General features: G+C 35.9%; 11 protein-coding genes. 2 read left to right on the forward strand and 9 right to left on the reverse strand.

Annotation, left to right across the window (positions count from 1 at the left end):
• Window positions 1-21 precede the first annotated feature (21 nt).
• The 6 genes from J0M37_00205 to J0M37_00230 form a co-directional block, all read right to left on the reverse strand.
• On the reverse strand, window positions 22-606 hold the full coding sequence (locus tag J0M37_00205; protein ID MBN8583486.1) for a hypothetical protein: 585 nt from the start codon (window positions 604-606) through the stop codon (window positions 22-24).
• A 96-nt stretch (window positions 607-702) separates the two neighbouring features.
• Window positions 703-2,220: a T9SS type A sorting domain-containing protein gene (locus J0M37_00210; protein ID MBN8583487.1), complete on the reverse strand. Its 1,518-nt coding sequence runs from the start codon at window positions 2,218-2,220 to the stop codon at window positions 703-705.
• A gap of 161 nt (window positions 2,221-2,381) precedes the next feature.
• Window positions 2,382-3,884 carry a VWA domain-containing protein gene (locus J0M37_00215; protein ID MBN8583488.1) on the reverse strand — a complete coding sequence of 501 codons (1,503 nt, stop codon included), beginning with the start codon at window positions 3,882-3,884 and terminating at the stop codon, window positions 2,382-2,384.
• A 178-nt stretch (window positions 3,885-4,062) separates the two neighbouring features.
• Window positions 4,063-5,202: a T9SS type A sorting domain-containing protein gene (locus J0M37_00220; protein ID MBN8583489.1), complete on the reverse strand. Its 1,140-nt coding sequence runs from the start codon at window positions 5,200-5,202 to the stop codon at window positions 4,063-4,065.
• Window positions 5,203-5,236: 34 nt separating this feature from the next.
• On the reverse strand, window positions 5,237-5,665 hold the full coding sequence (locus tag J0M37_00225; GenBank protein MBN8583490.1) for a winged helix-turn-helix transcriptional regulator: 429 nt from the start codon (window positions 5,663-5,665) through the stop codon (window positions 5,237-5,239).
• A gap of 80 nt (window positions 5,666-5,745) precedes the next feature.
• A complete protein-coding gene (locus J0M37_00230) occupies window positions 5,746-5,964 on the reverse strand; it encodes a DUF167 domain-containing protein (protein ID MBN8583491.1) in 219 nt (72 codons plus the stop codon).
• 158 nt (window positions 5,965-6,122) lie between these two features.
• Between J0M37_00230 and J0M37_00235 the strand changes: the two genes are divergently transcribed.
• Entirely contained in the window at window positions 6,123-6,434 is a 312-nt protein-coding gene (locus J0M37_00235) for a heavy-metal-associated domain-containing protein (protein ID MBN8583492.1), read from the forward strand.
• A gap of 70 nt (window positions 6,435-6,504) precedes the next feature.
• Here the strand turns inward: J0M37_00235 and J0M37_00240 are convergent, their stop codons facing one another.
• Both J0M37_00240 and J0M37_00245 read right to left on the reverse strand, forming a co-directional pair.
• A complete protein-coding gene (locus tag J0M37_00240) occupies window positions 6,505-8,313 on the reverse strand; it encodes a T9SS type A sorting domain-containing protein (protein MBN8583493.1) in 1,809 nt (602 codons plus the stop codon).
• Window positions 8,310-8,519, reverse strand: coding sequence for a hypothetical protein (locus J0M37_00245; GenBank protein ID MBN8583494.1), 210 nt, complete (start codon window positions 8,517-8,519; stop codon window positions 8,310-8,312). The genes J0M37_00240 and J0M37_00245 overlap by 4 nt, the downstream gene beginning before the upstream one ends.
• A 326-nt stretch (window positions 8,520-8,845) precedes the next feature.
• On the opposite strand from J0M37_00245, the gene J0M37_00250 reads away from it, so the two are divergent.
• Complete coding sequence (locus tag J0M37_00250) at window positions 8,846-10,303, forward strand: hypothetical protein (GenBank protein ID MBN8583495.1); 1,458 nt, start codon at window positions 8,846-8,848, stop codon at window positions 10,301-10,303.
• Window positions 10,304-10,454: 151 nt separating this feature from the next.
• On the opposite strand, the gene J0M37_00255 is transcribed toward J0M37_00250, so the two are convergent.
• The gene (locus J0M37_00255; GenBank protein MBN8583496.1) at window positions 10,455-13,646 is read right to left on the reverse strand and encodes an efflux RND transporter permease subunit; all 3,192 of its coding nucleotides are present in this window, start codon (window positions 13,644-13,646) and stop codon (window positions 10,455-10,457) included.
• Window positions 13,647-13,649: the final 3 nt, after the last annotated feature.

A 13,649-nucleotide genomic window follows, 5' to 3' on the forward strand; every position in this document is an offset into this window, starting at 1 on the left:
AAGGTTAAATGATCATGAATATTAAAACTGAACATCTGCGGGGACAGTGAATTCATCGGCTGTGAAAGCCGGGTCTTCGTTGATCAAAGTTGAAATTGTTTCCGATCCGGGTGAAGTTGATTTGAGCATAATTCTATCCCACAAGTAAAACTTTGTGCTTTGAAGAAGTATATTTACGGGACCCTGGTAAATATCACACTCTTTACCGTTCACGGTTTCGGTACCTTCAACTTTTTTATAGCTCATGTAAGCTTTCCCCGGCGGGATCCCCCTGAAAAAAACAGGGTATTGAAGGTAAAGAGCAACGTAATCATCATCCCATGCGGATCTCAGTCCTTTTTTTACGCCGTCTTTTTCTGTAACTGAAATAACTGTTCTATCAGTAATATCTATATATGTTGTAACAGTACCGGTTTCGGTTGGTGAATCACTCAGGTTTCTGACGAGCTTGTATTTTTCTCCATCTTTATACAATTTAAATATCATTTTATTGGCGGAGTTTTTGGCAGTATGCTCGTACTCTATATATACTTTAACAGGATCAGCATAGGTACTCAATGAAAAGAAAATGATTATAAATATTAAAACAATTTTGGATGAATTCATGTGTTTAGGTTTTAATTTTGGATGTAATTTAAGGCAGGTTTTGTAAATAAAAAAGGCGGGGTTTTTAGCCCCGCCGGTTAAAACATAAACCATTAATTATTTAACCAGAACCAGTTTTTTTGTATCCGTAAATTCACCTGCGGTGAGCTGGTAGAAATATACACCGCTTGTGAGTGAACTTGCGTTAAAATCAACTGTATAACTGCCAACGGTGAAATCCTTGTTTACCAGTACAGCTACTTCTTTACCAAGCACGTCAAATATCTTAATTGTAACCAGAGAATTTTTCGGTATTGAAAAATCTATTTGAGTATTTGGATTAAATGGATTAGGATAGTTCTGACTTAATGAAAATTTTTCGGGGCTGTTGTTATTATTATTTACACTTGTAACAGCTCCGAACCTGTCAAAATACAATCTCTTGTTAGCCCCGTCAATCCCGACCCATATAGCTCCCGCGTCAGAACCGGAGTTATTATATTCTATTAATGTCGGAATGTAACCTCTTGCTGACCACTCCATAGGACGGTCATTTATCTGAATCGGGGTTACAAAAGTGCCGGGAGTTGTATTTGAAGCATACGTATTGAAAAACTTATCTGAGGTTGTTGTAGGAGCTCCGCCCTGTAAACTATCAGAATAATAAACCAGATCTACACCGGAAGCATAATGTTTGGCGTCAAACCAATATTCATCCCTACCCGGCAAAGATCCAATAACAACAGGTGAGCCATAAGTTGTACCGCCATCTACACTGGTTATGCAATTCAGATCAATACTTCCGGTTAAACCGGTAGTATAGAATATCCATGCGTTTGACCCGTTTCTTACACCCATGAACTGGTCTTTGGGAACACCAACAGGAATTGGTGTAGTAAAAGAACCCACAACTACCAAAGTTCCCGGAACGCTTTCTCTGTACCGGACATTCCTGATCTGGGAAGTTAACGTATCTGCCAGCGGAGTCATGTAATTGATAAGACATGTATCACCGGTACCTGACATATACATTGTTGGTCTTGCTCCAGAAGAAGTAAGGAACACTGCTCCAGCCCATGATACACCGCCATTTACAGAACCGAAGAACCTGACATCATTATTTGTATTAAGATCAACTATAAGATAAATACTGTTTGTAGATGACATTACAGCGTCAAAATCTCTAATGTTGGTATAAGTTGTAAACGCGTTAAAGTTATTTGTAATAACATTCCATGAATATACCTGGCTTCCAACTATCAAAAAACAATAAACCGAATCAGAACCGGTTCGGCAAACCATTTTTACCTTAGGCACAATAATGCCTCCCGGAGATAAAGTAGCGGTAGTTGACCAATTAGCTCCATTGTTGGTACTTGATAATATCACTACACTTCTTCCAGACTGAATATTTGTATCAGGAATTGCAACATAAATTGTATTGTTAGTCGTTCTGTAGACACCGGATGGACGGCCCAGGGGCTCAGTAGTGGAAACAAGATAATCAGTACCCCAGGAATCCACCTGACCTGAATACGGAATAGGCGGATCGTATACTGTTGTTGAAACATCCTGTGAAACTAATGATGAAATACCCAAGACTAAGATAAACAAAGCAGAAAATAAATATCTCATGAGCCTTACTCCTTTTAAAATTTGTGAATAGTTCATAATAATGATTTATGAATGAAATTAAAGTATAAAAAAAGGCGAAACTATTAGTTTCGCCTGTTAATATTCTGTTTAATTATTAACGGAAAATGTTAATTGAAAATGTTAGTTTTATTCAGCGTTAATCAGTTCTTTTTACGAGTATTATAATTATCATATTTACCTGATTTCTGCATTTCATTGCGTTCTTCCTCAGTTTTTTCCTCCACTGATTCCACATCTTTAGAATACCTGTCAATATTTTCTGATTGTCTTTTCATTTCGGGTGAAGGTGCAACATCTATCATCTGTTTATCCATATAATCCCTGGCACCGCTCATAAGCTCTTTTGCCCTGGTGTAGTTCCCCTCATCAACATTTTTTAATGCTTCTTCCATTATATCATTAGCCTCAAACATAGCTACATTCTGTATTACAGTTTCATTTTTGCTGCGGTTATACTGGTCAATACTTGAAGTTTGCTGTATATTATTAACATTGCTTTCTGTAACAAGCCTGAAATCAGCAGTAACATCTTCGTAAGTCAGCTCATTTTCAAACACTAATTTTCTTTCTGAATTTTTGATAACATCAAACTTAAGCAGAACTGATTTTTTCTGAGATGAAAATACATCTTTAAAATCTATAGTCACATAGTCGCCTTCAACTTCATACGGATAGCCGAAAACCCTGTTAAGCCTGAGGTTTTCCTTCGGGAATTTAACCTTCATTTTGGTATTTTGGCCTACCAGGTTTTTCATACCTTTAAGCTCTGTCGCAAATATTTCAGGGATATCGCTGGAATTTTTAATGTAATAATAATTTCCTCTTCCGTATTCGGCAATATCTGTCATCATATTCTCATTGAATTCAGTACCAACTCCGAATGTAGAAATTGTAATACCATCTTTGCGGTTCTTTTCCTTAACCATGCTAGAAAGCTTGTACCTGTCTGTAATTCCCCGGTTTGCAAGGCCATCGCTTAATAAAAATACCTTGTTCACGTACCCGCGCATATAGTTAGAATTTACCTGATCATAACCTTCGAACATACCGCCGCTCAGGTTGGTGAAACCGCCGGGCTGAATAGCATTAATCTTTTCGCGAAGCTCATACTTATTGCTGACGATCTGCGTTTTCTGGAGTACATCCACATAGTCATCATATGTAACAATAGATACATAATCATCAGGACCTGTTTCATCAATTAAATATTCCACAGCTTTTTTTACATATTCAAGCTTGTTCTTTTCGCTCATAGAGCCGCTTCTATCTACAACAATAGATATATTCATCGGCGTTTTTGAACGGTTCTCAACTTTATCGGCTTCAAGATCTATATATAGATAGACGCTGTTTTTATCGTAATAATAATTATTATCAAGTGAAGAAGTGAATTTAATTGGTCCTGTACCAATTTTACCATTGGCATGCGGTGTGGAAATAATATTTTTGGCATTGGTTTGCTGCACTTTAACGGGATCACCTGAATTAAAAAATACGAGGTATGCTGATACAGTTAATGCTGTTAAAATGGTGAGGACCGCCAGAAATGGAAGTATGGTTTTTTTGGATTGTTTTTTCATGGCTTTATAGAATTTAGTTTGGCTGTTAAGGGTTTTACTGTAGTTTAGTTGAAAATGTTCCATAATTAAGCGGTTTTCTCATACTGACTCAAAACACAGAATTAACATAATTGAGTCAGCTAAAGCACAAATTCAGTTTAGAAACGCAAAAACCCCGGCTTAAAGCCGGGGTTAACATAGTTTGAGACAAACTGCTTCTGGCCGCTTAAACAAAAAAGCTATAAAATTTCTTAAAAATATTTTATTTCACTAAAATCATTCGTTTTGTCTGTATAAAACCGTCTGATTCTAGCTTATAAAAATAAACACCGCTTGAAAAATTTGATGCGTTCCAGTCAGCCTTATATGTTCCGGCTGAGAGTTCACTGTTCACAATTGTTTCAATCAGCTTACCCTGCACATCATAAACAGAAAGCTTAACGATTGAGGATTTGGGAACATCGAATTCTATATTGGTAACCGGATTGAACGGGTTGGGGTAGTTTTGAGAAAGCGAAAAATTTTCCGGCTCAATTGAATTAACGTTAATAATCCCAAGTGTAACCCCAGTCAGCACTCTAAGCGAACGCGTATTGTAATCAGAAATATAAAGTGTATCACCGGTTATAGATTTAACGATACCGTTTGGCCTGTTGAATGTAGAAGATAATGCCGGACCGTTAATCTGCCCTGCTGCGCCGGTACCTGCTACTGTCATCGTATCTCCGGATAGAGTAGTTCTGAAAATTTTATGTACATCAAAACCGGTGGAGTAAATGACATCATTTACTATTTCCAGAAATCCCAGCGAACCGGGAAGATCGGCAATTAGTGTGAATATACCGGTAGCTGTATCAACTGAAAATATCTTTCCGTCATTAAAATTTCCGATTATTAATTTTCCAGTTGAAGTATATCTAAGCCCGATAGGACCGTTGAGACCATTGCCGGTATATAAGGGGGAATAACTGCCGTTTGGTTCCACAAGATTAATCGCAGTCGGTGAGTAACAGGCAACTATCATTTTACCGTCAGGTCTGAACAATATTGCCGATGCGCTTGGCATATTAGGAACTACGTTGCTAACTACTCCGCCCGGTGATACCTTATCAATTCGGTTACCCACAGCGCTTGGCACATAAAGATATCCATCAGGTCCGAATGCCGTTCCGTTGGGAGAATTAAATCCTGATGCAAAAATTGTTGCTGTACCCTGCGGAGTAATTTTTGTAACGACCGTTCCGCTGTATCTTGAAGCATAAATATTTCCATCAGGTCCCATTGTCAGACAATCGTCAAATGTTGAAGGACCGGGAATTAATGTGCTTACAGTTTGAGAATTCAATCCGTTTACAAATAAAAGTAAAATAAAAAGAGGGCTAAGATAAAATTTAAATTTCATTTAATGATTTTTAATTAATAAATATTGGAAACTGCTATTTGTCTGCAAGAATTTGTCTTATTTGGTGCATACTTTGTTCAATTAAACTTCGTTCTTTTTCAGTAAGACCCGCGTAAAGTGTGCTTATTCTGCCATTTACATCTGATTCAAGAATATTTAATTCATTTTTCCCAAGATCAGTAAGTAAAATATAAAAATTACGTGCATCTTCAGCAGATCTTTTTTTGATTATTAGTTTTTTTTTATAAAAAATCTTTAAAATGCGGCTTAAGTAGCTTTTATCAATGTTTAGAGCATTTACAATATCTTTTGCGGTACAATTTGCAATATTATTTATTTCAAAAAGCACCCTGGCTTCAGGCAATGAAAACTTACTGTTTAGGATTTTTTTGTTCAACGAACCAAGAAAATCCGTATAAAAACGGTTAAATTTTCTGATATTTTTGATAAATTCATCTTCCATAATACAATTATAATAATATTAGTGGACTTTGTCAACTAATTTTTTATATAATTTATAAATATTATCATTAAAATGATAATTCAAACTATTTCAAATATTTTTTCCCTGTAAGTTTCACCGCTTAAAAGTGTTATTTTGGATTTTGGTATTTTAAGAAATCCAGAAAGCAGCTCAATAACCTTTTTATTTGCTTTACCTTTTTCCGGTGAAGCAGTTACTTTCACTTCATAAATATCTGATTCAAGCTGTTTTACTGAATTTTCCCTGGCATTTGGCTTAACTTTTACTGTAATTTTCAAGAAATTAATATACTCAATATATAGTTAGTAATATTGATTAATTTATTTTATTTTTACTTAAATATAAATCCAATTTGAATATGAATACAAAATTATCTGCATTTTTAATAATAATATTGAGCTTATTAATTATGGGCTGCGGAAAGTCTGATAACAAAATGGAAAGTACCGGTGATAAACATGACAACTCACAGAAAACAGAAAATAAAACAGATCAAAACAGCGACAATAAAACATTACAGGTTTCGGCAAATGATAAAGCCGTGGAGATAAAAACCAACGGTATGACATGCACCGGTTGTGAAAATACTATAAAGTCTAAAGTAAAAAAAGTTGACGGGGTAAAAGATGTAATTGCGGATTTTAAATCACAAACGGTAAAAGCTTCATTTGATCCGGGCAAAACGAACCCAGATGCAATTAAAGATGCTATCACATCGGCTGGTTATAAAGTTGAAAGTGTAAAATAAGATTATATTTTTTAAATAAATTTGTAAAAAAAGGCGGGTATTACCCGCCTTTTCAATTGGGGATTGTATGTTATTTTACCAGTACCATTTTTTTGGTATCGGTATAATTGTTTGTAATTAGTTTATAAAAATATATTCCGCTTGCAAGATGTGAAGCATTGAAATCAAAATTATAAGTACCTGCATTCAGCTCTTCATTTATAAGAAGTGCAACTTCCCTGCCTGAAATATCAAATACCTTTAAGGTAACATTTCCCGTCTTAGCGACCGCAAATTTAATATTTGTTACGGGGTTGAAGGGGTTAGGATAGATCTGTTCAAGCCTGAATGCGGATGGAATTTCATTTGAAACTGGAGTTATTCCGGTAATAAGGGATTCCATGTTGTAGTATACCCCTGTTGGTCCCACACCGGCATATCCAAATGCTGAGAACTTGTTAACACCATCTTTATAAATTGCACATACAGGAGCTAACTGGCCAGAGCTTGCAGCAGTATTCTTTTTGTACATCGGGGCACCAAGATCGCCGAGTATACCGTGTCTTACAGTTACTGAATCACCATTCAGATCAACATATGAAGATATAAAATCTTTACCTCCTGCAACCATAGTATCTGCACTGCAGGCAGTGTAATCAACAGGGGTTTGAACAGGACCCAGACCAAAATCAATATTCCAGGAAGCTCCGCCATCTGAGGAATAATGATAAACTGCCCTGTCATTCTTAGTGCATGTTACAAGAATCCTTTGCGGTAATGAAAAATGCCTCTGCTGAATAGCAATAGAAGGTCTTTCATAGATTGTTCCATTTAGAGCATCTGTTATATATCTTATGCTCCAGTTACTTCCCGGGATTTCAGGGGTAGCAAAGAGCCTGATTTCATGTTCATTGTTATTAATAACCCTTTCAACCGCTATATAAACAGAATCTGCACCTGTTTCGTTAGAAAATGCTGAAACCGGAAATTTATCATCATATGGTGTAGTAAATGAACCAACAGTGTGATTAGTACCCCAGTCAGTTGATCTGAAATGGTGAAGTTTAACAAAATCTCCTGAGTTTGTTTCTTCTCTTACAATTGTATGCATATAAGTTGATGCTTCCCAAAAAATACCGTCACTGCAAGCAGAAGGGAAAGCAAAACGGTTACCTGCAGTCGGATTTGCGACGTTAATAATATATGATGCAGAGCCATTCCTCCTGAATGAGGCACAAACTAAAAAGGCATCGTTCATATTAGAAACCAGACTGGCAGTTGTGTAAAGAAGAATTCGTGTAGAATCACCGATTGAATTATTCCTGCTTTCAACCAGCATTGAAATTCCGCTGTAGTATCCGGAAGCCGATGTAATACTTGCAACAGTATTCCATACTGCACCTCCATTTGATGAGCTGTAAACAGTAATGTAACCGGTAAATCCTGATACATTTCTTCTGTTAACAGCAAGATACATCCAGCCATCTTCACCCTGTTTAAGCTCCATTTGACGGTAATTACTGCCTGATTTAACATCTGAATTTGTAACCAGAACATCTGTTCCGTACCAATCTGTGGTAAAAGGTATATTATTGCCAACTATTATTTCAGAATTAATATTTTCGGTATTGAAAACTGCTTTGTCCAGATATTTTTCAATTTCCGTAGTTAAGTTATTTTTAAGCTCACTGTTTTTACTGTCAACAGCAGCATAATAACTGTTTAAGAGTGATTGAGGTATAGAACTAATTTTACCGGGTTTTTCTACCGATACTTCACTTGGAGATACATTCCTGAATGAACTTTGATTCAGCTTTGATTCAGATGTTGCATCAGGCTGAGCATAGACCGAAACAACACAAAAGACAGTTAAAGCGAGTAATAATTTTAGTTTTTTCATTTTTTTCCTTTTAATTTTTTATTTTTTTTGTTTTTAGATATTATTTCATTGTTAATTATAATTTCTGTTAAAATATTATCATCAGTTTCGAAATAAGGATCAAAAAGCTTGCTGATAATTATATCGTTTCTGTAATGAGAGTAATTTTCTTTTTTCCTTTCAATTATTTTTGTGTTAATATTTACAGCATTTTTTTTCTTTTTCATTTCAATAAGTATCTTACACAACAAATATATATTTATACTCTTTGGTAAAAAAAGAAAGGAATTTTTAAGAATAACATTTTGCAGTGTTTAAATTTAAGTGTAAAGTTAAATTATAAACCTATATACTACTGTTTATTAATAACTTCAGGAATGAAGGAAATCATTTGAAATAACAAATTTTAAAAAGGCGAGAATTTTTAAACACAGTAACACCGAAATATTACATTTTTAGAGAATTTGCATCTATTAAGCTATATATAATTAAGCAATTACCTTGCAATTAGAGCCTACAAAAAGTAACTTTAGAAAATGTAAAATTTTGAATAATGCATAAAAGCAAATCTGTACAGTTATTATCCACATTCAGCATTGATGAGATAAAAAGATTCGGGGATTTCATCAGGTCACCTTATTTTAATAAAAATTCCAGGGTGATTAAGCTATTTGATGAACTTAAGAAAGACCATCCGGATTTTACTTCCAAAAGCGTAAGCAAAGAGAAACTGTACGGAAAACTTTTTAAAGGAAAGAGTTATAATGACCAGGTCATTAAAAACCTGAACACTGAGCTTTTTAAGCTTGAGCGTGAATTTCTTGCTCACGATATGCTGAATAAAGATCAGTTCGAAAGATCTTTTATGCTTTTAACAAATCTGAATTCAAGGAATGCAGAGCTTTTGTTTGAAAAAGAAGCCGAAGGTATAGAAAATGCAGCAAGAGAAAACAGGTCAAAGATAAAAGACATTCATTTACTGCTTAACAGGATAGAGGAAGAAAAATTTACAAATCACCTTATTAATAACAGGCAATCAGAAGCTTCAGAACATATTCTAAAATCAGGCGAATACCTTATACTTTATTTTATGAAAAATATACTACGCCTTACGATCAACCAGCGGATAAATGAATTTTCATTTAATACTGTACCTGATTTCAATCTGCCTGCTGAATTTATTAATAAACTTGATATTGAAAAACTGCTGGATTTAATGGATAAAAATAAAATTGAGCATACAATTCATATCAGGCTGCTGTATTATTCGCTTCTATGCAATTTTGATGTTAAGGATACAGAGATTTATTTAAAATTTAAATCACTTTTGTTCCAAAGTATCAGCAGCTTTACAAAAGCAGAATTTCATCATTTACTTCATATGCTTGAATCTATAATTGCTCAGAAAATCAACTCAGGAATGACTGAGTATTACAGGGATCTCTTTGAAACTTATGATTATGAATTAAAGCATGATGTCTATAAACCACAAAAAGATTCACCTTTAACAGTAATGAAGTTCAGGAATATATATCTTTCTGCGTTAAAAGCAGGACAGTTTGAATGGGCTGAGAATTTTATACATAACTACAGAGAAGAGCTGCAAAAAAAAGACAGGCAAAGTATCGTTGAACTATCTTTAGCGCAGCTGAATTTTGAAAAACAGAATTTCGGGGCAACCCTCGAGCATCTGCAAAAGGTTCGTACATCACAGATATTTTACAAAATCGATGTAAAAATACTCAGTATGATGGCTTTATACGAGCTTTCTCATTTTGAAACAGCGCTTGCCTTGATAGAAAGCTTCAAAAAAATGCTGATTATAAACAAGACTTTAACAGAACAGTACCGGGAAAAAAACAAAAATTTTTCGACACTGTTAAGTAATCTTATAAAGGCAAAAATAGATAATTCAAATGGCAGTAAAGAGCAGCTTTTAAAAAAAATTGAAGAAAGCGGGCAGACCGCAAATAAAAGATGGCTTATAAACAAAGCCAATGAGCTGAAATAATCAATAATTATAAGAATTGAATAAAAACAAAAGCCCGGCTAAAAAGCCGGGCTTTATTGTTCAATTAACATTTGCTCTAACCATCAAAGAGCATTTAATCAAACGGAGGTAATGAAATCAATCAACAAATATCTGATACAATTTAAAAACCTTAAGCCTTAGCTGGCGCTTGTTCGCCTGCTATAGGTTTAGGTTCATCTTTTTTCTTTTTTCCTGTAATTTTTAGCATTACATCATCAACCCAGCTGAAAATTGCGGGGATAACAACAAGAGTCAGGAATGTAGCAACTGATAGACCGAAAATAATAGCAACACCCATGGGTCTCCAGAATGCAGTATTTTCACCGCCAATTACCCAGCTTAAAGTACGCCAGTCAAAATCAACACCTGTAGTTAAAGGTACAAGGCCAAGTATAGTACATGCTGCTGTAAGGAAAACAGGACGAAGCCTGATAACACCTGACTGAACAAGTGCTTCATCACGTGAGAGGCCGCGCTTGACAAGCTCCTTCTGGAAATCAAGCAGCACAATAGCATTCCTTACAACAATACCGCCAAGCGAAATTACACCGATACCTGTCATCATAATACCGAACGGGGTCTGCGTTACAAGCAGCCCGAAAAATACACCAATAAGAGAAAGAAGCACAGAGAACATAATTATCAAAGGTGTTCTGAGTGAGTTGAACTCCATCACCATAAAAAGAAATATCAGAAGCAGCGAGGTAAGGAATGCTTTTCCAAGGAACGATGATGCTTCCTGCTGGTCTTCATTTTCACCTGTGTAAGTCATCATATATTCATCAGGCATTTTATAATCTTTAAGTCTTTCCTGAACATCCTTCAGAACATCATTGCCCAGCCTGCCTTCGGCATTAGCCGAAACAGTAACTACGCGTTTCTGGTCTTTACGGTTTATCTTTTCAAGTCCACCGGAGAATTCTATTTTAGATACTGATGATAACGGGATATTTGCGCCATCCCTGTTTGTAATATACAGGTTTTGTATAGATGACACGTTATCTCTTTGAGTTTTATCAAGCCTTACAGTAATATCATATTCATCTTCACCAACACGAAACTTGCTGGCTTCAGTGCCGTTAATCGCAGTTCTGATCGTTGAAGCAATTGAAGCAGTGTTCAGCTTATATAAAGCTGCTTTTTCCCTGTCGATCGTGATCTTGATTTCGGGTCTTGATTCAATATAATCATCTTTAAGATCTGTTAATCCCGGGATATCTTTTATTTTACTCTTAATATCTTCAGCAATAGCTCCAAGCTTTACAAAATCATCGCCGGATATTTCTATATTAACAGGAGGGCCGGTAGGCGGACCTTCAGCCTGTTTATCAATATTAACATCGCCGCCAGCAATGCCTGATACGGCATTGCGGATATCTTCCATCGATTCAAACGAGCTTCGTTTACGGTTTAATTTCTCGTAAAAATTAATGGTAATTGTACTTTTATTCGAAACTGAGCCGCCAAAATCCATCGGATTGCTCGATGAACCTACATTGGAAACGTAATATTCAATATCATCGAAGGGTTTCAGCCTGTCTTCGATCACTTTAGTGAATTCATTGGTTTTTTCAATATTTGTTCCGGAAGGCATTACTATATTAATATTCGCCTGCCTGGGCTCAACATTCGGAAAGAACTCAACTCCATTATTAAACATTCCGTACACTATAAATGAAACTATAAGTAATCCAACTGTTCCGCCAATTGTTAATACCCTGTGCCTTAAAGCGTAGCGCAGGGTTTTTTCATACCAGTCAAGAACAATTGAAAAGAACTTTTCATCAAAATGCTCAATAAATCTGCTGATAGGCCTGAATTTTTTCTTTGCGTCTTTTTCCTTCTGCTTTTTAACATGAATGAACACAGCAGCCTGAACAGGGCTGATAACCATAGCAACAAACAGTGAAGAAAACAAACATACTATAAGCGTAATCGGCAGGTAGCGCATAAACTCACCTACAATTCCCGGGAAGAACAACAGCGGGAAAAATGATGCAATAATTGTCAGCGTTGCAATCGTAACCGGGAAGGCAACTTCACGCGGACCTTCAAGCGCCGCATCATAAGGGCTGTATCCTTCTTTTTCCTGCAATCGGAAAATATTTTCCATCACTACAATAGCATCATCTACAATTATACCCAATACGAGAATAAGTGTAAACAGCACAACGATATTCAGCGTAACACCCATTGCATTTAGCACTATGAATGAAATGAGGAATGAAAGCGGAATAGATGTAGCTGTTAGAGTTGCGATCCTTAATCCGAGGAAAAGGAACAGAACAATTACAACAAGCACCACACCGGTGATAACACCGTTTTCAAGCTCGTGAACAGTATTTTTTATAGATTTTGACTGGTCACCAGTTAAGCTGATCGTCATTCCGGCAGGAACTGTCTTTTCTTCTTCTTTTACAATATCTTTTATCTCATCAGCTATTCTGACAAGATTTTCACCGCTTTGCTTTTTGATAATTATAGTTACAGCGTCAACTCCATTTTCCCTGGAATAGCTTGTTCTTTCTTTGTAACCGTAAATTACCTGCGCAACATCTCTGATATAAATCGGATTTCCGTTCATATCAGATTTTACGATCAGCTCACCAAATACCCTGGGGTCTTCAACTTCACCCGGAACCCTGATAAGATAATTCAGGTCGCCAATATCAACGCTTCCGCCTGGTATGTTCAGGTTTTCGGCTGAAATTGTATTTGTTATATCATTCAGGCCTAAGCTGTAATATTTCAGCCTGTCGGCATTGACATTAATTTTAACTTCACGTTCAAGGCCGCCTACAACTTCTGCACTTAAAACTCCCTGTACACCTTCAATACGGTCACTCAGCTTATCTGCAGTTTCTTTCAGCTTAGCCAGGCCGTAATTACCGGCAATATTAATATACAGTATGGGCTGCTCAGAAAGATTTACTTCGGCTATGACCGGCTCTTCAATATCTTTAGGCATGTTTGATTTTGCCACAGATACTTTATCACGCACTTTTTGCAGCGCATCATCAATTTTAACATCGGGATTGAATTCCACGGTAATTGATGAAAAGCTTTCCCTGGAAACTGAAGTTATCTGCTTGATATCGGAAATACCTTTTACCTGTTTTTCAATTTCCATGGTAACAAGCTTTTCCATTTCTTCAGGTGAAACTCCTATATACAGTGTTGAAATAAAGACATATGGAATCTGTATAGAAGGCGAAGCTTCACGGGGCAAAGAGACATAAGCAGATATACCAGCCAGAATAATAAGAAAGCTGAATATATATACTACTACTTTATTATCTACAAATAATTTGAAAAATTTCATGTT

The organism is Ignavibacteria bacterium (assembly GCA_017303675.1).
Classification (GTDB): domain Bacteria; phylum Bacteroidota; class Ignavibacteria; order Tepidaquicellales; family OLB5; genus OLB5.